Below are 19,089 nucleotides of genomic sequence, written 5' to 3' on the forward strand. Positions count from 1 at the left end.
GAGCCCATGATTTTTACTCTTCGCCCGTACCAAAAAGAAGCCGTGGACGCCACGCTCAACCATTTTCGCCACCACCGCACGCCGGCGGTTATCGTCCTGCCCACTGGCGCAGGCAAAAGCCTGGTGATAGCGGAACTGGCCCGCGTGGCGCGTGGTCGCGTGCTGGTACTGGCGCACGTCAAAGAGCTGGTCGCGCAAAACCATGCCAAATATTGCGCGTTGGGGCTGGAGGCCGATATTTTTGCCGCTGGGCTGAAGCGTAAAGAGAGCCACGGGAAAGTGGTATTCGGCAGCGTACAGTCGGTGGCGCGCAATCTGGACGCCTTTCAGGGAGAGTTTTCCCTGCTTATCGTCGATGAATGCCACCGCATCAGTGATGATGAAGAGAGTCAGTATCAGCAAATCCTCACTCACCTGACCAACGTCAATCCCCACTTACGCCTGCTCGGGCTTACCGCCACGCCTTTTCGTCTGGGTAAAGGGTGGATTTACCACTTTCATTATCACGGAATGGTGCGCGGCGATGAAAAAGCGCTGTTTCGCGACTGCATTTATGAATTACCGCTGCGTTACATGATTAAACACGGCTATCTGACGCCGCCGGAACGCCTCGACATGCCGGTCGTGCAGTATGACTTCAGCCGTCTGCAGGCGCAGAGTAACGGCCTGTTCAGCGAGGCGGACCTTAATCGGGAATTAAAGAAGCAGCAGCGAATCACGCCGCATATCATCAGCCAGATTGTCGAGTTTGCCCAGTCGCGCAAAGGGGTGATGATTTTCGCCGCCACCGTTGAACACGCCAAAGAAATTCTGGGCCTACTGCCTGATGACGATGCCGCGCTTATCACCGGAGATACGCCAGGCGCGGAGCGTGACGTGCTGATTGAAGAGTTCAAAGCCCAGCGTTTTCGCTTTCTGGTGAATGTGTCGGTCCTGACTACCGGCTTCGATGCCCCGCACGTCGACCTTATCGCTATTCTGCGCCCGACTGAATCAGTCAGCCTGTACCAACAAATTGTTGGTCGAGGACTGCGCCTGGCCCCAGGTAAAACCGACTGTCTGATCCTCGATTACGCGGGCAATCCCCACGATCTGTACGCCCCGGAAGTAGGCGCGCCGAAGGGAAAAAGCGACAACGTGCCGGTGCAGGTGTTCTGTCCTGCCTGCGGATTTGCCAACACCTTTTGGGGCAAAACAACGGCTGACGGTACGCTGATTGAACATTTTGGTCGCCGCTGCCAGGGATGGTTTGAAGATGATGACGGCCATCGCGAACAGTGCGACTTTCGTTTCCGTTTTAAAAATTGCCCGCAGTGCAACGCGGAAAATGACATTGCTGCCCGCCGCTGTCGTGAATGCGATACGGTGCTGGTCGATCCGGATGACATGCTAAAAGCGGCGTTGAGGCTAAAAGATGCGCTGGTCCTGCGCTGTAGCGGGATGGTGTTACAAAATGGCCAGGATGAGAAAGGCGAATGGCTAAAAATCACCTATTACGATGAAGACGGGGCTGACGTCAGCGAACGTTTTCGTCTACACACTCCTGCGCAGCGTACAGCATTTGAACAACTGTTTATTCGCCCACACACCCGAACTCCCGGTATTCCCTTACGCTGGATAACCGCCACCGATATCCTCGCCCAGCAGGCGCTATTGCGCCATCCTGATTTCGTGGTTGCGCGTATGAAAGGTCAGTACTGGCAGGTGCGTGAAAAGGTCTTCGATTATGAAGGTCGCTTTCGCCGGGCACATGAATTACGCGGTTAATTGTACTTTTGATTGATGTACCAGCCGTTTGAGTATAGAATCTCGCCCGCTTTTGCATACGCAAAGCAGATCACTTACCTGTTGCTGGGTCGCCTGTAGCAGGAATTATTAAAGAGAGATTTAAATGTTTACTATCAACGCTGAAGTACGTAAAGAGCAGGGTAAGGGTGCGAGCCGCCGCCTGCGTGCCGCTAACAAGTTCCCGGCGATCATCTACGGTGGCGCAGAAGCCCCGATTGCTATCGAACTGGATCACGATGCAGTTATGAACATGCAAGCTAAAGCTGAATTCTACAGCGAAGTTCTGACCATCGTTGTTGACGGTAAAGAAGTTAAAGTTAAAGCTCAGGCTGTACAGCGTCACGCTTTCAAGCCGAAGCTGACTCACATCGACTTCGTTCGCGCGTAATCGCCTGGAAGTTGAAGAAAACCCCGCCTCGGCGGGGTTTTTTTATGGGATTCTGTTGGCGCTAAAGATAGATCACGCAGGCCGGATAAGGCGTTTCCTCCCCCACCCGGCAAACGGTTTTATTTCCCGCCCGACGTGCGGCGCTGGAGCTGGTCGCGCAGGTTCGGCGGCGTACCTTTGATGGTTAACGTGTCCGTCGCCGGATCCCAGAAAATACGCTCGCCCAGCAGCATGGCGTCAAAATTAATGGTTAACCCACCGCCGCTGCCGGCAAATTTGGTTAACTGGCGCAGCGTACTGCGATCCGCCGGGAAGCTCTCTTCCAGCTCATACCCTTTATCAGCGGTAAATTCGCTGAAGCTGACTTCACTGACGCCGGAAAGCTCTTTAGACAGCGATTCCAGCTCAATCTCTTCACCGGCCTGAAGTTGCTCGTTACAGTAGCTGTAGACCTGCTGACGCACGTTCTGGCGCTCGGCTTTATCCAGTTGCGCCTCATTGGTAAAGTCATCAAGCGCCTGCAGCAAGCCACGGTTTTGCGCTTTGGCGTTCAGACCTTCGCTGGCGCCGAGAAAGTCCATGAAGAAATCGGCGACTTTGCGCCCGACCCGCCCTTTCAGGAACGTCAGATAGCGTGTGGACTCCGGATTGGTTTCCCACTCGGTTAAATCAATACGCGCCACGATGTCCGCATGATTGATATCCAGATAGTGCGTCGGGTTGATATCCAGATTTTCATTGACGCGCATGCTGCTTAAATTGTTCAGCACGGCAACCAGCAGATACTCTACCGCCAGATAGCGGTAATGGCAGAACAAGACAATACCACCATCGGCAAAAGGATATTTCGCCAGCTCGTCCCGCAAACGCCCTGTCGCGGCACGGCTAAAGGCCAGAAAATCCTCTTCACCCTGACGCTGTAAACGCAGCGTTTGCGCCAGCTCGCTCTCTTCGCTGAACAGGCCATAGGCTTTATTCTTGGCGCTATACACCCGATGCAGTTCAGCCATCATATCGACAACGGTCGCTGTCGGTTCCAGTAATGAATCGCGCAAGACCAGCTCAAGGTTTTGCTCATCACGTTTGATAAGCTGGTGCAGGGCAATCTGGTTGATATCCAGACTCATGATAAACTCTCCTTTTAGACCGGGCGGTATTCAACCACCTGCCGGGCAGTGACGCAATAGAAGATAAAAAAGCAGAAAAAAAACTGTCCGTACGGTAATATGTTGCCCTTTCATGAACAGACTGATTTCGATTTATGCCACAAATTTCCCGCTATAGTGACGAACACGTTGAACAACTGCTGAATGAGATGCTCAACGTACTGGAAAAACATAAGGCGCCGACCGATCTTTCCCTGATGGTACTGGGAAACATGGTGACTAACCTTATCAATACAAGCATCGCACCGGCCCAGCGCCAGGCGATTGCCAACTCTTTTGCCCGCGCATTACAGTCTTCGGTAAACGACGACCAAGCGCATTAAGAGCCTGCTCCGGGGAAACGAACAACAGTTTATGGTAACTCATCGTCAGCGCTACCGTGAGAAAGTCTCCCAGATGGTTAGCTGGGGGCACTGGTTTGCTTTGTTCAACATTCTGTTGGCCATGGTACTCGGTAGCCGTTACCTGTTTGTCGCCGACTGGCCGACTACGCTTACAGGGCGCGTATATTCCTACCTGAGCGTTGTCGGGCATTTTAGCTTCCTGGTGTTTGCCACCTATCTGCTGATCCTGTTTCCCCTGACGTTTATCGTCATGTCCCAGAGGCTGATGCGATTCTTATCAGCTATCCTGGCGACGGCTGGTATGACGCTGTTGTTAATCGACAGCGAAGTTTTTACCCGCTTCCACCTGCACCTCAACCCGATCGTCTGGGAACTGGTCATTAACCCTGACCAGAATGAAGCGGCGCGTGACTGGCAGCTGATGTTTATCAGCGTGCCGATTATTCTGTTAATAGAAATGCTGTTTGCGACCTGGAGCTGGCAAAAACTGCGCAGTCTGACGCGTCGTCGCCATTTTGCTAAACCCTTAGCAGCATTCTTCTTCGTTTCCTTTATCGCCTCGCATGTGGTGTACATCTGGGCAGATGCCAATTTCTATCGCCCTATTACCATGCAACGCGCGAACCTGCCGCTCTCCTATCCGATGACAGCGCGTAAGTTTCTGGAAAAACATGGTCTGTTGGATGCGCAAGAATATCAACGCCGCCTGATCGAGCAGGGAAATCCGGAAGCAGTTTCCGTGCAGTACCCGCTCAGTGAACTGCGCTACCGCGATATGGGAACCGGACAGAACGTTCTGCTGATCACCGTAGACGGCCTGAACTACTCGCGTTTTGAAAAACAGATGCCAGCGCTGGCTGAATTCGCTGGGCAGAATATCTCCTTTACGCGTCACATGAGCACAGGCAACACCACAGATAACGGGATTTTTGGCCTGTTCTATGGCGTGTCCCCAAGCTACATGGACGGCATTTTGTCGACCCGAACGCCTGCGGCGCTGATCTCTGCACTGAACCAGCAGGGGTATCAGTTGGGGCTATTCTCCTCGGATGGCTTTACCAGCCCGCTTTATCGCCAGGCGCTACTGTCAGATTTCTCTATGCCGAGCGTGCAAACGCAGTCTGACGAGCAAACCGCAAGTCAGTGGATTAATTGGTTGGGTCGCTACGCACAGGAAGATAACCGCTGGTTCTCCTGGGTCTCCTTTAACGGAACGAACCTGGATGACAGCAACCAGAAGAACTTTGCCAAACGCTACGCCAATGCCGCTCAGGATGTGGATGCCAACATTAACCGGATCCTTAGCGCCCTGCGCGACTCGGGTAAACTGAACAACACGGTGGTGATTATTACCGCGGGCCGGGGCGTGCCGCTGACTCAGGAAGAGAACAATTTTGCCTGGTCACGCGGCCATCTGCAGGTTCCTCTGATTATTCACTGGCCGGGAACACCTGCTCAGCGCATCAATAGCCTGACCGATCATACGGACCTGATGACGACGCTCATGCAACGTCTGCTCCACGTCAGCACGCCAGCGAACGAGTACTCGCAGGGTCAGGATTTGTTTAATGCAACCCGCCGCCATTACTGGGTTACCGCCGCCGACGGTAGCACGCTGGCAATTACCACGCCAGAGATGACGCTGGTACTTAACAACAACGGTAATTATCAGACCTATGATTTACACGGTGAGAAGATAAAAGATCAGAAACCGCAGCTGAGCCTACTGCTGCAAGTTCTGACGGATGAGAAACGATTCATTGCTAACTGATTAATTATAAATCAGTTAGCAAGCCATCCTCTTGCATTCGCGGTGGAAAGCAGTAGTATTATCAGCCATAGCGTCGGCACGTAGCGCAGCCTGGTAGCGCACCGTCATGGGGTGTCGGGGGTCGGAGGTTCAAATCCTCTCGTGCCGACCAAAAATCCTCAAAAAAACCAACCCTTGTGGTTGGTTTTTTTATGCCTGCGATTCAATGTTCCGCGCCACCACGGCTTTCAGCACAGGTTTTACTACTTACCCATGCACAAATTGGGGTAAAATTTACCCTCTCATCAGCGCGATGAACCTGGACGATTGATGCGCTGAAAACAATAATGATACTAATAAAACTCAGGAGAATAGTATGCCTGAAGCAACGCCTTTTCGGGTGCTGATTGTCGACGACCACCCACTGATGCGGCGGGGAATTAGTCAATTATTGCAACTGGATCCCGCATTTAACGTGGTAGCTGAAGCAGGTGACGGCGCAAGTGCGATCGATCTGGCAAACCGTCTGGACCTTGACGTGATCCTGTTGGATCTCAATATGAAAGGTATGAGTGGGCTGGATACCCTGAATGCGCTGCGTCGGGACGGTGTTACCGCACAAATTATCATTCTGACCGTTTCGGATGCCGCCAGCGATGTATACGCCTTAATTGACGCGGGTGCGGATGGTTATTTGCTCAAAGACAGCGATCCTGAAGTCCTGCTGGAGGCCATTCGCAGCGGCGCCAAAGGCGGTAAAGCGTTTAGTACACGCGTCAATGAATATCTGCGCGAACGCGACCTGTTCGGTGCACAAGAAGATCCGTTCAGCATTCTCACCGAACGCGAGCTGGATGTGTTACACGAGCTGGCTCAGGGGCTGTCGAATAAACAGATTGCTTCGGTATTAAATATTTCCGAACAGACGGTGAAGGTGCATATTCGCAACCTGCTGCGCAAACTCAACGTGCGCTCTCGCGTTGCTGCCACTATTCTGTTTTTGCAAACGCGCGGAATGCAATAACCAGATATTGCCCGATGGCGCTACGCTTATCGGGCCTACAAATCACGAGGATCGCCAGGCCGGATAAGACGCTTTGCGTCGCCATCCGGCCCCTTCCACTCTTACTTCTCCTGCGGCGTTAGCTGCTCCATCGCCTGTTTAATACTGCGTTCTATTACCGCCCGACGGGTATCGTTAGCGGGCAATAATTTCAGCATCATCTCCCACGCCGCAACCGCTTCGCCGAAGCGCTGCTGTTCGAAAGCGTTAAAAGCATACATGCTCAATACGCGCACGTTAGCATGCTCGCCTCTGATCAACTGGCGCAACAACTCCCCTCCCCGACGGTTATCATCAGGATCGGAAGAACGGGTCAATGCTTCCGCATAACCCAGCGCCGCATCGCTGTTGTTAGGATCCAGTCGATAGGCATTGGCATAGGCTTCAGTAGCCGTACTGGCGTTACCGAGTACCATGCCAATACGTCCGAGCATGATCCAGCCTTCGACGTTTCCGGCATCGGACTGTAAGCGAGTGCGCAGCCCCAGCGCCAGACGCGTCATGTCTTCTTCATTCAACGGGTCGGCTTTCGGATCCAATGCCCGCTCCAGCAGCGCTGGAGCCTGAGCGGTGGCCTGCTGCCAGACCTGCACCTGTTTATAGTTCCCGGTTTGATAATAGCTCACCACGCCAACCACCAGCGCCACCACGATGCCGGGCACAAATAGTCCGAATCCACCGCGCTTGCCATCCGGGATAATGTCGTCAGGAAACTCTTCTTGTTTCACCCGCACGCGTCGGCGAGTACGGGCGAAAATAATCCAGCCCCCGAGACCAATCGCTACCACAGGCATCACCCACAGCAGCACGGTCAGCGGAGTTAACGGCGGATCGTAAGTGACGAAGTTGCCGTAGCGCGCCACCATGTAGTCAACAATCTCTTTCTGGCTTTTGCCTTCCTGCATCAGTTCGTACACTTTCTGACGCAGGTCGGTGGCGATCATTGAGTTAGAGTCGGCAATACTGTTGTTCTGACATTTAGGACAACGCAGTTGCTCGGTAAGCTGGCGGAACTGCTGCTCCTGCGCTTCATCCTTAAACTGCATTACGTCGATAGTCGCAAGCGCGGATCCCGAGATAACCAGCATCAGCAGGCCCAATAAAAATCTCATTGCGCAGCCTCCTTACTGTACTTATCCCACAACGGTTTGATCTCGCTTTCCCACACCCGGGCATTCAGATCGCCGGCATGGCGATAGCGAATAATACCTTTCCCGTCGATCAGGAACGTCTCCGGTGCGCCGTACACGCCAAGATCGAGGCCGAGCATACCGTCGCCGTCAAACAGACTTAATGAGTAAGGATTGCCCAGCTCTTTCAGCCAGACAATGGCTTTCTGACGATCGTCTTTATAGTTCAGGCCCACTACCCGCACGCCTTGCGCAGACAGCTGATTCAGATACTGATGCTCGGCGCGACAGGTCGGACACCAGGTCGCCCAGACGTTCAGCAACACCGGCTTGCCCTGCGTCAGCACATCGGCCTGATAATGCTGACCCGGGTTTTCCAGCGATTCCAGGCGGAACGTCGGAACTGGTTTGCCGATCAACGCCGACTCCAGATTAGTAGGGTCGTCTCCCTGCGCGTTACGCGCTAACTGCCACAGCAGGGCCGCCGCAATGATGAGAAAAATAATAAACGGAATTAACAGTGCGTTGCGCTTCATACAGCCTCCGACGCATTTTTTTGCACCGCGGCGCGAGGGCGCGTGCGCTGGCGATAGCGTGGATCAAACAGGCAGAACAACCCGCCCAGCGCCATCAGCAATCCTCCGGCCCAAATCCAGCGAATAAACGGTTTGTAATACAAACGTACAGCCCACGCGCCGTTATCCAGCTCTTCACCCAGCGCAGCATACAGATCGCGCGTGAACCCGCCGTCAATCGCCGCCTCGGTCATCATGGAACTGGTACTGTTATAGAAGCGTTTCTCCGCATGCAGCGTGGCTTCCGGTTTACCATCACGCGTGACGCCAATAATGGCGACCCCGCCCCAGTAGTTTGGCCCGGTAATATCTTTCACTTCACGGAAAGTAAACTGATAGTCATGGATGCTGACGCTATCACCCGCTTTCATACGTACATCGCGCTCCACGCTGTAATTCTGGCTAAAGGCAATACCAACAATGGTAATCGCCAGCCCAACGTGACCCGATACCATCCCCCAGTAGCTTGGCGTCAGCTTCGTTCCACGAGAAATGCGCAGGTACGCTTCGGACATGGCCAGCACAAATATCCAGCACGCCATCGCCAGCCCCACCACTGTCATGGCGGCAATGCGATCCTCAAACAGCCACGGCAGCAGCAGCGACAGAATAAGCGTGGTGACAAACGCGATGATCAGTAACGTTTTCAGTTTACGTGGTCGGTCACGGCCCCAGCGCACTAATGGCCCAATGCCCAGCAGCAGCGCAAACGGCGCCATCAGCCAGGTGAACATGGTATTGAAGAACGGCTCGCCAATCGAAATGCTGCCCAGCCCAAGCTGTTTGTGCACCAGCGGCAGCAGCGTGCCCAATAACACCACCAGCATAGCGGCGATCAGCAGGACGTTGTTTCCCAACAGCAGCGATTCACGCGACCACAGCGCGTTGTTTACCCGCGAGCGAACCTTATGCCCACGCACTGCAAACAGCAGCAGGGAACCGCCAATCACCAGCACCATGAAGGCCAGTATAAACATCCCTCGCGACGGGTCTGAGGCGAAAGCATGCACCGAAACCAATACGCCGGAACGTACCAGGAAAGTACCCAACAGGCACAGCGAGAAGGCGCTGATTGACAGCAGCAGGGTCCAGGCTTTGAAGCTGGCGCGCTGTTCGGTTACCGACAGCGAGTGCATCAGGGCTGTGCCCACCAGCCATGGCATAAAGGAGGCGTTCTCAACCGGATCCCAGAACCACCAGCCGCCCCAACCCAGCTCGTAATAAGCCCATGCCGAACCGAGCACAATCCCCAGTGTCAGGAACACCCACGCCGCCAGCGTCCACGGACGCGAAAAACGGGCGAAGGTACTGTCCAGTCGTCCGCTCATCAGCGCGGCGATCGCAAACGCGAAAGCCACTGAGAAACCGACATACCCCATGTACAGCAACGGCGGATGGAAAATCAGTCCCGGATCCTGCAACAGCGGGTTGAGGTCGCGCCCTTCGATAGGGAAGTTGGGCAACGTGCGGGCAAACGGATTAGAGGTAAACAGGATAAACAGCAGGAAGCCGACGCTGACCATCCCCATCACCGCCAACACGCGGGCGACGATATCCAGCGGCATGCGCTGGCTGAACGCTGCGACGGCGAACGTCCAGCCGCTCATCAGCAGCACCCACAGCAGCAGCGAGCCTTCATGCGCGCCCCAGGTCGCCGCGACCCGATACCAGACCGGAAGTTGGGTATTGGAGTTACTGGCGACGTAGGTCACGGTAAAGTCGTTAACCACAAAGGCATTAACCAGAATCAGGAACGCCCCCATCACGCAGATAAACAAGACCCAGGCAAAGGGCCGTGCTGAGGCCATCATCCGCACGTCGCCGCGCGCCACGCCCCACAGCGGATAGACCGACAGCAGTAATGCAACGCCAAGCGCAAGGCACAACAGCGCATTGCCAATTTCAGGCATCATGACGTTTTATCCTTATAAACACTTTCCGGGCGACGGTGGTTTTCCTGCATCGCTTTTTCGACTTCCGGCGGGGTGTAATTTTCATCATGTTTGGCAAGAACCTCTTTAGCCTGCACATGATTTCCCTTGTCCAGCTCGCCCTGAACGACGACGCCCTGCCCCTCACGGAACAGGTCCGGCAAAATACCTTCATAGGTCACATCCACCACACCTTCGGCGTCATAGATGCTGAAATTTACTTTTAGCGATTGCGGATCGCGCTTCACGCTGCCCGGCATCACCATCCCACCCACGCGCAGACGTTGACCGACTTCAGGCATCTGCTGCGTTTCACGCTTACCGTAGAGTATCTCTCCCGGGGTGTAGAACAGATCGATATTGGAACGCAGCGCGTAGAGCACCAGCGAAATGGTCAACGCCAGACCTGCCAGTACCGCGCAGGCTATCCATAGCCGATTTTTACGTCGAATATTCACGCCGCCTCCCGTTGTACTTGCGCTGCGCGCATGCGCGCTTCCCTCGCCCGCTGCTGAGCCACACCGCGTAAAATTGCGCGATGCTGTAACGCAGAATGCAGCACCAGCACCAGCAGCGGAATAACGCTCATGGCGACAGCCAGCCAGACATACAAGGCGTAACCGCCCATCGCGAAAAAATCACTCCATGATGCAAATGCAGGGGTCATTGGCGGCCTCTTTTTAAGATCAGTTCGCTCACCCACGGGCGGCGTTTTTCCATCATCAAAATCAGGTTACGCATGCGCATTAGCGCCAGCGTGACGAACAGCAACAGGTAGCCGACAATCGCCAGACGCAGCGGAGCGCGCATTGCCGGATCGATGCTCTGCTGCATACGGGTTGACCCCTGATGCAGCGTATTCCACCACTCGACCGAGTAGTGAATAATCGGTAAGTTGACCACGCCAATCAGCACCAGAATACCGGCGGCACGCCCTGCCAGGCGGCGATCATCAAACGCATGCCATAGCGCAATGGCGCCAACGTAGAGAAACAGCAGCACCAGTTCTGAGGTGAGTCGAGCATCCCAGACCCACCAGGTTCCCCACATCGGTTTGCCCCATGCGGACCCCGTCACCAACGCAATAAAGGTAAACACAGCGCCAATGGGCGCCATCGCAGCCAGCGCCAGATTGGCCATTTTCATCTGCCAGACCAGGCCGATAAACGCCGCAACAGCCATCGAGGCATAAATCCCCATCGACCAGATTGCCGCCGGAACGTGCAGATAAATGATGCGATAGCTCTGTCCCTGCTGATAATCAGCTGGCGCGAAGCCAAAGCCCCAGACCCATCCCGTTATGAGTACCACCGCGCTGGCAATCGCCAGCCACGGAATAAACCAGCCGCAGATCTGATAGAGCCGAGGGGGCATCGCCAATTGATGAAGTGTTTTCCACATAGTTCAGTCACCAGACTCCATTAATTAATATCCGTTTTGCCGGAGTACCTTGCCCGGCCTGCAAATCCTGTCCGCATTACTGCACGCTGATCCGTAACGCCGCAGCCGTGGCAAACGGGCTTAACGTGGCGCTGCCTACCAGCAACGCCCCCAGAATCGCCATGTATCCTTCAACAGGCAAGTGCATGGAAGCCGCATCCATCGCGGCGGTCGCAAAAATCAGTAGTGGTATGGTAAGCGGGAGTACCAACACGCTTAACAGCACGCCGCCGCGCTTTAAGCCCACCGTCAAACCCACACCCGGCGCGCCGAGAAAACCCAGCGTCGGCGTACCGAGCAGCAAGGTCAGCGCCATAATTTTCCAGCCGTACATATCCATGCCCAGCAGTAATGCCACCAGCGGCGAGAGGATTAACAGCGGCAAACCAGTTACGACCCAGTGCGCCATCACTTTCGCCAGCACGACCGCCGGAAGCGGCAGCGGCAGCAGCATCAGTTGCTCAAGGCTGCCGTCCTGTAAGTCATCACGAAACAAGCGCTCCAGCGCCAGCAATGACGCCAGCAGCGCCGCAACCCAGATGATGCCCGGCGCAATACGCGCCAGCAGCTGTGGCTCCGGCCCAATGCTCAGAGGGAACAGCGTGATAACAATCAGGAAGAACCATAAAGGATTGGCGATTTCCGCACTATGACGAAACGCAACTCGCAGTTCTAAACGGAAGATTCGCCACATCATTGCACTGCCCTCTCGCTGGTCAGCGCAATACGTCGCACTTTACTGGTCTCAACATTAAGCGGCTGGTGGGTGGTAAGAATAACAATACCGCCCTGCTCCGTGTGCTGTGCCATACGCTGAGTCAGTCGCTCAACGCCGTTCACATCAATGGCGGTAAAGGGTTCATCGAGGATCCACAGCCGGGCGCGGGTCAGCCACAAACGGGCCAGCGCCACGCGCCGCTGTTGTCCGGCGGAGAGCTGATTCACCGGAATATCTTCGTATCCGGCAAGTCCCGCCTGCGCCAGCGCGTCCAGACACTGTGCGATATCACCGTCGTGATGGAAAAAACGCAGGTTCTCCAACGCCGAAAGCCGGGTTTTTATCCCCGGCTGATGTCCGATCCACAGCAATTGCTGATGGTAGCTGTCCCGCACGTGATGCAGGGGTTGTTCTTGCCAGCAAACCTCCCCTGCGTCGGGACGCGCCAGCCCGGTAAGCAACCGCAGCAGAGTGGTTTTCCCCGCGCCGTTGCTGCCGGTAATTTGTACCCATTCCCCTGCGTTGACGCGAAATGACAGATCGCTGAACAGTATTCTGTCATCCCGCTCGCAAAGTAATTCTCTGGCTTCAAGCATACCTGGTTATCTACATCCTGTTAAAAGCCCGGTTTGACTTCGCGCATATCAGGCAGTTTGTGCGCTATCCCTTTATGACAGTCAATACAGGTTTGCCCGTCTTTCACGGCCTGGTCGTGCATTTTGGCCGCAACGCCTTTCTGGGCGGTTAAATCCATAAACTCGAAGTTGTGACAATTGCGACACTCTTGCGAGTTATTGTCTTTCATACGCCGCCACTCATTTTGCGCCATCGTCAGACGATGGTCTTCAAATTTTTGCGGTGTATCTATTAACCCCAATGCTTTCGCGTACAGCTCTTTACTGGCCTTGATCTTACGGATCATTTTCGGGCCCCACTCATGCGGGACGTGGCAATCAGGGCAAGTCGCACGCACACCACTGCGGTTGTTGTAGTGTACGGTTTCCATGTATTCCTGGTACACCGTATTGCGCATTTCGTGACAGCTAATGCAGAACTCTTCCGTATTGGCCTTTTCCATACCGGTATTAAAGCCGCCCCAGAAAATAATGCCGCCCACAAAGCCGATTAACAACAGCGTGCCGAGCGCCAGACGGCTGGGGCGACGCCACCATTGCCAGACGCGCTTAATCCAGCCTGGTTTACGGTTAGAATTTTCCATAATGACCTCTTATTTCCCGTAACCTTTCGAGGGGGTGAAGGTATTTTCAACAATCGGCGCAGCGTCAGCCTGCGGGACGTGACATTGCAGACAGAAATAACGACGCGGCGCGACTTCAGCCAATACCTTGCCATCGCTGTCCATAAAGTGCGTCGGACTGATGCGCGGCGCGCCGGTAGTGCGATAGCTTTCCACACCGTGGCATTGCAGACAGCGGTTAGTATTGGTCGTCACCTGATACCCTTCAACGCTGTGCGGAACCATTGGCGGTTGATTCACATAGTTCAGCGGCATACGCTCCTGCTCTTTCGGCATGCGAATCGCCCCTTCCTGTGTCCCTGAGACTTCCGGTGACTGGCTTAGGTCCACTCCGTTTGCAGCCCAAACGGCCCCACTGACGACCAGGGCAAGCAGGGCCGTCCATTGACTCAGCTTTTTAATCAGGTCATGGCTTTTCATGATTTCGCTCCCGAACTCCATCGTGTTGTTATTGTAAAAACATCCTCAGAACAGACATCCACGCAGCGACCGCAGGCCATGCAATCGCGACTGGTTACCTGCACCGGGCTTTGCTCATCCAGCACCGGCGCACGTAGCACATGCGGTTCCGGGCAAACATGAAAACAATCCATACAGCGGTTACATCTGTTACGTTCTTTTGCCGAAACGGTTAATGCGCCTTTACTTCCCACTACGCTATACAGTGCGCCCAGTGGACAGAGATGCCCGCACCAGCCATGCTCAACGACCAGTAGATCAAATAAAAACAGCGCCAGAATCAGCAGCGCTCCACTGCCAAATCCCATTACCAGACTCCGTCCGAGCAGAGAGACGGGATTTATCCATTCCCACAGCAGCGTACCGGTCAAGGCGGAACCGACCAGGATAACCACCAGCAGGACGTACCGTATATAGCGCGGCAGGGTCGCGGACTGATTCAGGTCAAACCTTCTGCGTAACCAACTGGCTAAATCGGTGACCGGGTTCATCGGACAAACCCAGCTGCAAAACAGACGCTTACCCGCAAGGGCATACAGCACCGTGATGACGACCGCCCCCGTTAACGCAACCGTTGCCGGCAGGTGTCCGCTGGCCAGGCTTTGCAGCGTAATCAGCGGATCGGTGAATGGGACGGTATCCAACAGCAGACTGCCACTGTAGTTGCCATGCAGGATCCACACGCCAAGCCACGGGCCGCTGAGGAACATCGCCAGTATCAAAAACTGACTCAAACGACGCAGCAGCAGCCAGCGATGACTCTTCCACCATCCTTTTTTTGCCTGCGCTTCACGCCCGGCATCACGTTTACGATTTGCCATTGTTCCCCTCCAGCCAACCGAAGCGGTAATGGTGTCCTAACTCCCCTTTCGCCAGCGACAGCGGCAGCACTTTTATTGCTGGCTGTTCCAGTACGCAGACTTTTTCGCATTTCCCACAGCCGGTACAGGCATCGCTGTGCACGGTCGGAATAAACCGCGCATGCTTGCCGGTACGCATATTACGGTCCAGCTCAAGGGTGATAGCCTCATCGATTTTCGGGCACTCGCGGTAACAAACATCGCAGCGTAACCCTTGGTAGTTGAGGCAGTTTTCGTGATCCAGCAGTACCGCCAGCCCCATACGCGAATCGTCAATGGATTCAATTTCCCTGTCCAACGCGCCGCTGGGGCAGACTTTGGCACACGGAATGTCCTCACACATTTCGCAAGGAATATCGCGGGCGACAAAATAGGGCGTACCTGCTGCCAGCCCGGAGGCCAGCGTCGCCAGCTTCAGCGTGTCATATGGGCATGCCTGAACGCACTGACCGCAGCGCACACAGGCGCTGGCGAATGCCTCCTCGCTCAGTGCGCCTGGCGGGCGTAACCGCACGCCAGTTGCACGTGCGGTTTGTTGTTGCAACCCCAGCGCCACGCCAACGACGGCCAGCCCGCCCGCCGCGCGAACCATATCGCGCAGAAAACGGCGGCGGCCATTTTGGGGTTTTGCTGACCGGGACATAACGCGTTACACCTTCGCCAGTTTCACGGCGCACTTCTTGAAATCCGTCTCTTTGGAGAGCGGATCCGTCGCATCCAGCGTCAGATTATTCACCAGCTGTGCGGCATCGAAGAACGGCATGTATACCAGCCCCTGCGGCGGACGGTTACGCCCGCGCGTTTCAACAATCGAGATAACTTCACCACGACGGGAAACCACTTTGACTTTATCGCCACGGCGCAGATCGCGTGCTTTTGCATCCAGCGGGTGGATAAACAGCACGGCTTCCGGGAAAGCACGGTGCAGTTCAGGCACACGACGCGTCATACTGCCGGTATGCCAGTGTTCCAGCACACGTCCAGTGGAAAGCCATAGGTCATACTCTTTATCCGGCGCTTCAGCGGCAGGTTCAAATGGCAGCGCGAAGATAACCGCTTTACCGTCCGGCTTACCGTAGAACTTGTAGCTTTCCCCCGCTTTCACGTACGGGTCGTTGCCTTCGCTGTAGCGCCACTGAGTCTCTTTGCCCTCAACGACCGGCCAGCGTAAACCGCGCGCTTTATGGTAATCGTCAAACGGTGCGAGATCGTGCCCGTGGCCACGGCCAAACCAGGCATACTCTTCGAACAACCCTTTTTGCAGATAGAAACCCAGCTCGCGGGATTCATCGTTGAGCTGATCTTCAGCCAGTTCAGCGACCGGGAATTTGGTCACGGCTGGCGTGGCAAACAGCACGTCATACAACGTTTTGCCGCGCAGCTCCGGTTTCTGCGCCAGTAGTTCTTCCGGCCATACCTCTTCTGTTTTGAAGCGACGGGAAAACTGCACCAGTTGCCACAAATCCGATTTCGATTCACCCGGCGCTTTAATCTGCTGACGCCAGAACTGAGTGCGTCGTTCCGCGTTACCGTAAGCCCCTTCTTTCTCTACCCACATTGCGGTCGGTAGGATCAGGTCGGCTGACAGGGCGCTGACCGTCGGGTACGGATCGGAAACGATGATGAAATTGCGCGGATCGCGCCAGCCCGGCATACGTTCTTCGTTGATGTTCGGACCGGCCTGCATGTTGTTGGTACACATCGTCCAGTAGACATTGAGTTTGCCATCTTTCAGCGCACGGTCTTGCGCCACAGCGTGCAGCCCGATTTTTGCCGGAATAGTCCCGGTCGGGATATTCCAGTGCTTCTCGCAGATATCGCGGTGTTTTTCGTTGGTGACCACCATGTCCGCAGGCAGACGGTGGGAGAACGTCCCGACTTCACGCGCGGTGCCGCACGCTGAAGGCTGGCCGGTCAGAGAGAACGGGCCACAGCCTGGCTGAGAAATTTTACCGGTCAGCAGGTGCAGGTTATAGACCAGGTTGTTGGCCCACACGCCGCGGGTATGCTGGTTAAAACCCATCGTCCAGTAGGAGATGACCTTTTTCTTCGGATCGGCATACAGCTGCGCCAACTGTTCCAGTTGATCTTTCGGTACGCCAGTCATTTCGGCGGTTTTATCCAGCGTGTACTCAGCAACGAAGTCTTTGTAATCTTCAAAGCTCATCGGTTCAGAAGCATCGGAACCTGGATTCTTCGCCGCTTTTTCCAGCGGATGGGTTGGACGCAGGCCGTAGCCGATGTCAGTCACCCCTTTACGCAGGTTAACGTGCTTGCTGAAGAAATCCTGGTTGATCGCATTGTTTTGAATGATGTAGTTTGCGATGTAGTTGAGGATCACCAGATCGGTTTGCGGCGTGAAGACCATACCGTTATCCGCCAGCTCAAAGCTACGATGCTGGAAGGTGGAGAGCACCGCGACGGTTACATTCGGATCGGACAGACGACGGTTGGTGATGCGCGACCACAGAATCGGGTGCATCTCCGCCATATTCGCGCCCCACAAGACGAAAGCATCGGCATGCTCAATATCGTCATAACAGCCCATCGGCTCATCCATACCGAAGGTACGCATAAAGCCGACCACCGCTGACGCCATGCAGTGACGGGCGTTCGGGTCGATGTTATTAGAACGGAAGCCGGCTTTAAACAATTTGGCGGCAGCGTAACCTTCCCAAATCGTCCACTGACCCGAGCCGAACATGCCGATAGACTCTGGGCCTTTTTCTTTCATGGACGTTTTGAATTTCTCTTCCATCACGTCAAAGGCCTGATCCCAGCTAATCGGAGTGAATTCGCCTTCTTTGTGATACTTACCGTCCTTCATGCGCAGCATCGGCTGTGTTAAACGGTCTTTTCCGTACATGATTTTCGGCAGGAAGTAACCTTTGATGCAGTTAAGTCCACGGTTAACCGGCGCATCCGGGTCACCCTGGCATGCCACAACACGCCCTTGCTGCGTCCCGACCAATACGCCACAGCCCGTTCCGCAGAAACGGCACGGGGCTTTGTCCCATTTGATGGCTTCTTGCTGACCGACTACCGCGCGGGCTACGCCCGGCACGCTTAACCCGGCAGCCGCCGCAGCGGCCGCAACGGCGTTAGCTTTCATAAAGCTACGACGACTGAGTTTCATGGTGTTTCCTCACCTTGCTCATCCTGCTGGTGATAAACCAGCGACACCGCCAGCACGCCCGCAACGTTGCGCACTGACTCAATAGTTTTCATTAGCGTTTCACTTTGCTCTGCTTCCACCACCACAATGAGCTGGCCGCTTTCCACATCACTAAGTGCAACTTCGCAACCCGGAAACGAACGCAACTGCGTGGCGATATCATTGATATGCTGACTTTTGGCCTGAACGACCAGGCTGCAGACCTGCCAGTTACTGTCCATGGTTGTACTCCGCATTAATGGCTGATACCGGGCAAATAGCGACACAGGCGCCGCATCCGTTACAGGCCTGATTGTCGAGCTGTGGCTGATAAATACCGGACAGCGTGGGGCGAAAGGTTATGGCCATAGGTTCACAGCTATCCTGACAGCGATGACACTCAACTGACTGGTGTGCGAGACAGTTTTCCCCGATCGTAAAATTCAGATCCCATGCCCTGGTGTGGCGCGGAAGAAAAAGTGATTCGGGACAGGCTTCTGCGCAGGCATAACAAAAGCTGCACTCGCCGTGTTTGAAATTTACGCTCGGATAACCACCCTGGCCTCGCTGCAGGATGTCGGTTTCACACGCCTGGATGCAGGCGTCACAACGGAGGCAATGGGTCAGAAAGTGAGAGTCTTCCTTGCTCCACGGCGGACGAATCCCTGCGTTGGCGTTACGCCAACTGCCTGTCAACATGCCTCGACGGGATAAATCAACCATGACATTGTCCTTCCATAATGACGCTCACCCTCGGCGGATTGAACGACATAAAAAACTGCACTATTTATGAGTAGTTATTTTTAGTCGTAAGATATTTCAGGATGTGTAAGAGGAGCATACCCCGATCGGGGTAAATGCTGTTGCCGGATCAAAAGAGTGTTGAGTTGACGGGAAAAAATGCGCTTTTGCTCACATTTCAATGGGTTATATAATGAAATACACAACGAAGCAGGTAGCAAGAGAATAATCTTATAATTAAGATAATTCTTAGAATATATCGCTACATTGATTATAAACCCATGCCAAATACACTTTAAATATAAGTAAATGCAGATTAATAGA

General features: G+C 54.6%; 21 protein-coding genes and 1 tRNA gene. 6 read left to right on the forward strand and 16 right to left on the reverse strand.

What is annotated here, in order from left to right; all coding sequences use genetic code 11:
• Window positions 1–6 precede the first annotated feature (6 nt).
• A complete protein-coding gene (locus FDX04_RS22415; RefSeq protein WP_137360923.1) occupies window positions 7–1,767 on the forward strand; it encodes a DEAD/DEAH box helicase in 1,761 nt (586 codons plus the stop codon).
• 124 nt (window positions 1,768–1,891) lie between these two features.
• On the forward strand, window positions 1,892–2,176 hold the full coding sequence (gene rplY, locus FDX04_RS22420; protein WP_006683755.1) for a 50S ribosomal protein L25: 285 nt from the start codon (window positions 1,892–1,894) through the stop codon (window positions 2,174–2,176).
• A 119-nt stretch (window positions 2,177–2,295) separates the two neighbouring features.
• Here the strand turns inward: rplY and yejK are convergent, their stop codons facing one another.
• Window positions 2,296–3,303, reverse strand: coding sequence for a nucleoid-associated protein YejK (gene yejK / locus FDX04_RS22425; RefSeq protein WP_048234884.1), 1,008 nt, complete (start codon window positions 3,301–3,303; stop codon window positions 2,296–2,298).
• A gap of 134 nt (window positions 3,304–3,437) precedes the next feature.
• Here yejK and FDX04_RS22430 point away from each other — a divergent pair, with 134 nt between their 5' ends.
• From FDX04_RS22430 to narP, 4 genes are all read left to right on the forward strand, one after another.
• The gene (locus FDX04_RS22430) at window positions 3,438–3,665 is read left to right on the forward strand and encodes a YejL family protein (protein WP_003027506.1); all 228 of its coding nucleotides are present in this window, start codon (window positions 3,438–3,440) and stop codon (window positions 3,663–3,665) included.
• A 31-nt stretch (window positions 3,666–3,696) separates the two neighbouring features.
• Window positions 3,697–5,457 carry an LPS biosynthesis-modulating metalloenzyme YejM gene (yejM, locus tag FDX04_RS22435; protein WP_137371489.1) on the forward strand — a complete coding sequence of 587 codons (1,761 nt, stop codon included), beginning with the start codon at window positions 3,697–3,699 and terminating at the stop codon, window positions 5,455–5,457.
• 74 nt (window positions 5,458–5,531) lie between these two features.
• Window positions 5,532–5,608: transfer RNA gene (locus tag FDX04_RS22440), tRNA-Pro, on the forward strand.
• Window positions 5,609–5,812: 204 nt separating this feature from the next.
• A complete protein-coding gene (gene narP, locus FDX04_RS22445; protein WP_137360925.1) occupies window positions 5,813–6,460 on the forward strand; it encodes a nitrate/nitrite response regulator protein NarP in 648 nt (215 codons plus the stop codon).
• A gap of 101 nt (window positions 6,461–6,561) precedes the next feature.
• Here the strand turns inward: narP and FDX04_RS22450 are convergent, their stop codons facing one another.
• The 15 genes from FDX04_RS22450 to napF all read right to left on the reverse strand — a co-directional run bounded on the left by FDX04_RS22450 (window position 6,562) and on the right by napF (window position 18,747).
• Complete coding sequence (locus FDX04_RS22450; RefSeq protein ID WP_137371490.1) at window positions 6,562–7,611, reverse strand: cytochrome c-type biogenesis protein CcmH; 1,050 nt, start codon at window positions 7,609–7,611, stop codon at window positions 6,562–6,564.
• Window positions 7,608–8,165: a thiol:disulfide interchange protein DsbE gene (dsbE, locus tag FDX04_RS22455; protein WP_003834613.1), complete on the reverse strand. Its 558-nt coding sequence runs from the start codon at window positions 8,163–8,165 to the stop codon at window positions 7,608–7,610. Before dsbE ends, FDX04_RS22450 begins: the two co-directional genes overlap by 4 nt.
• Window positions 8,162–10,117: a heme lyase CcmF/NrfE family subunit gene (locus FDX04_RS22460; protein WP_137371491.1), complete on the reverse strand. Its 1,956-nt coding sequence runs from the start codon at window positions 10,115–10,117 to the stop codon at window positions 8,162–8,164. The genes dsbE and FDX04_RS22460 overlap by 4 nt, the downstream gene beginning before the upstream one ends.
• Complete coding sequence (ccmE, locus tag FDX04_RS22465; protein WP_042307191.1) at window positions 10,114–10,593, reverse strand: cytochrome c maturation protein CcmE; 480 nt, start codon at window positions 10,591–10,593, stop codon at window positions 10,114–10,116. Before ccmE ends, FDX04_RS22460 begins: the two co-directional genes overlap by 4 nt.
• Window positions 10,590–10,802, reverse strand: coding sequence for a heme exporter protein CcmD (ccmD, locus tag FDX04_RS22470; protein WP_005129320.1), 213 nt, complete (start codon window positions 10,800–10,802; stop codon window positions 10,590–10,592). The genes ccmE and ccmD overlap by 4 nt, the downstream gene beginning before the upstream one ends.
• A complete protein-coding gene (locus FDX04_RS22475) occupies window positions 10,799–11,536 on the reverse strand; it encodes a heme ABC transporter permease (protein ID WP_006683732.1) in 738 nt (245 codons plus the stop codon). Before FDX04_RS22475 ends, ccmD begins: the two co-directional genes overlap by 4 nt.
• 76 nt (window positions 11,537–11,612) lie before the next feature.
• Window positions 11,613–12,272, reverse strand: coding sequence for a heme exporter protein CcmB (ccmB, locus tag FDX04_RS22480; protein WP_003027542.1), 660 nt, complete (start codon window positions 12,270–12,272; stop codon window positions 11,613–11,615).
• On the reverse strand, window positions 12,269–12,889 hold the full coding sequence (ccmA, locus tag FDX04_RS22485; RefSeq protein WP_137371492.1) for a cytochrome c biogenesis heme-transporting ATPase CcmA: 621 nt from the start codon (window positions 12,887–12,889) through the stop codon (window positions 12,269–12,271). The genes ccmB and ccmA overlap by 4 nt, the downstream gene beginning before the upstream one ends.
• Before the next feature lie 20 nt (window positions 12,890–12,909).
• Window positions 12,910–13,512, reverse strand: a complete 603-nt coding sequence (napC, locus tag FDX04_RS22490) for a cytochrome c-type protein NapC (RefSeq protein WP_003027548.1) — start codon at window positions 13,510–13,512, stop codon at window positions 12,910–12,912.
• Window positions 13,513–13,521: 9 nt separating this feature from the next.
• A complete protein-coding gene (napB, locus tag FDX04_RS22495; RefSeq protein WP_038642185.1) occupies window positions 13,522–13,971 on the reverse strand; it encodes a nitrate reductase cytochrome c-type subunit in 450 nt (149 codons plus the stop codon).
• Window positions 13,968–14,831, reverse strand: a complete 864-nt coding sequence (gene napH, locus FDX04_RS22500) for a quinol dehydrogenase ferredoxin subunit NapH (protein WP_042307187.1) — start codon at window positions 14,829–14,831, stop codon at window positions 13,968–13,970. Before napH ends, napB begins: the two co-directional genes overlap by 4 nt.
• A complete protein-coding gene (gene napG / locus FDX04_RS22505) occupies window positions 14,818–15,513 on the reverse strand; it encodes a ferredoxin-type protein NapG (RefSeq protein ID WP_003834629.1) in 696 nt (231 codons plus the stop codon). Before napG ends, napH begins: the two co-directional genes overlap by 14 nt.
• Window positions 15,514–15,519: 6 nt before the next feature.
• The gene (napA, locus tag FDX04_RS22510; RefSeq protein WP_137371493.1) at window positions 15,520–18,006 is read right to left on the reverse strand and encodes a nitrate reductase catalytic subunit NapA; all 2,487 of its coding nucleotides are present in this window, start codon (window positions 18,004–18,006) and stop codon (window positions 15,520–15,522) included.
• Window positions 18,003–18,266, reverse strand: a complete 264-nt coding sequence (gene napD, locus FDX04_RS22515) for a chaperone NapD (RefSeq protein ID WP_038642193.1) — start codon at window positions 18,264–18,266, stop codon at window positions 18,003–18,005. The genes napA and napD overlap by 4 nt, the downstream gene beginning before the upstream one ends.
• The gene (napF, locus tag FDX04_RS22520; protein ID WP_137360930.1) at window positions 18,256–18,747 is read right to left on the reverse strand and encodes a ferredoxin-type protein NapF; all 492 of its coding nucleotides are present in this window, start codon (window positions 18,745–18,747) and stop codon (window positions 18,256–18,258) included. The genes napD and napF overlap by 11 nt, the downstream gene beginning before the upstream one ends.
• Window positions 18,748–19,089: the final 342 nt, after the last annotated feature.

The organism is Citrobacter sp. wls615 (genome assembly GCF_005281355.1).
Lineage (GTDB): Bacteria > Pseudomonadota > Gammaproteobacteria > Enterobacterales > Enterobacteriaceae > Citrobacter > Citrobacter werkmanii.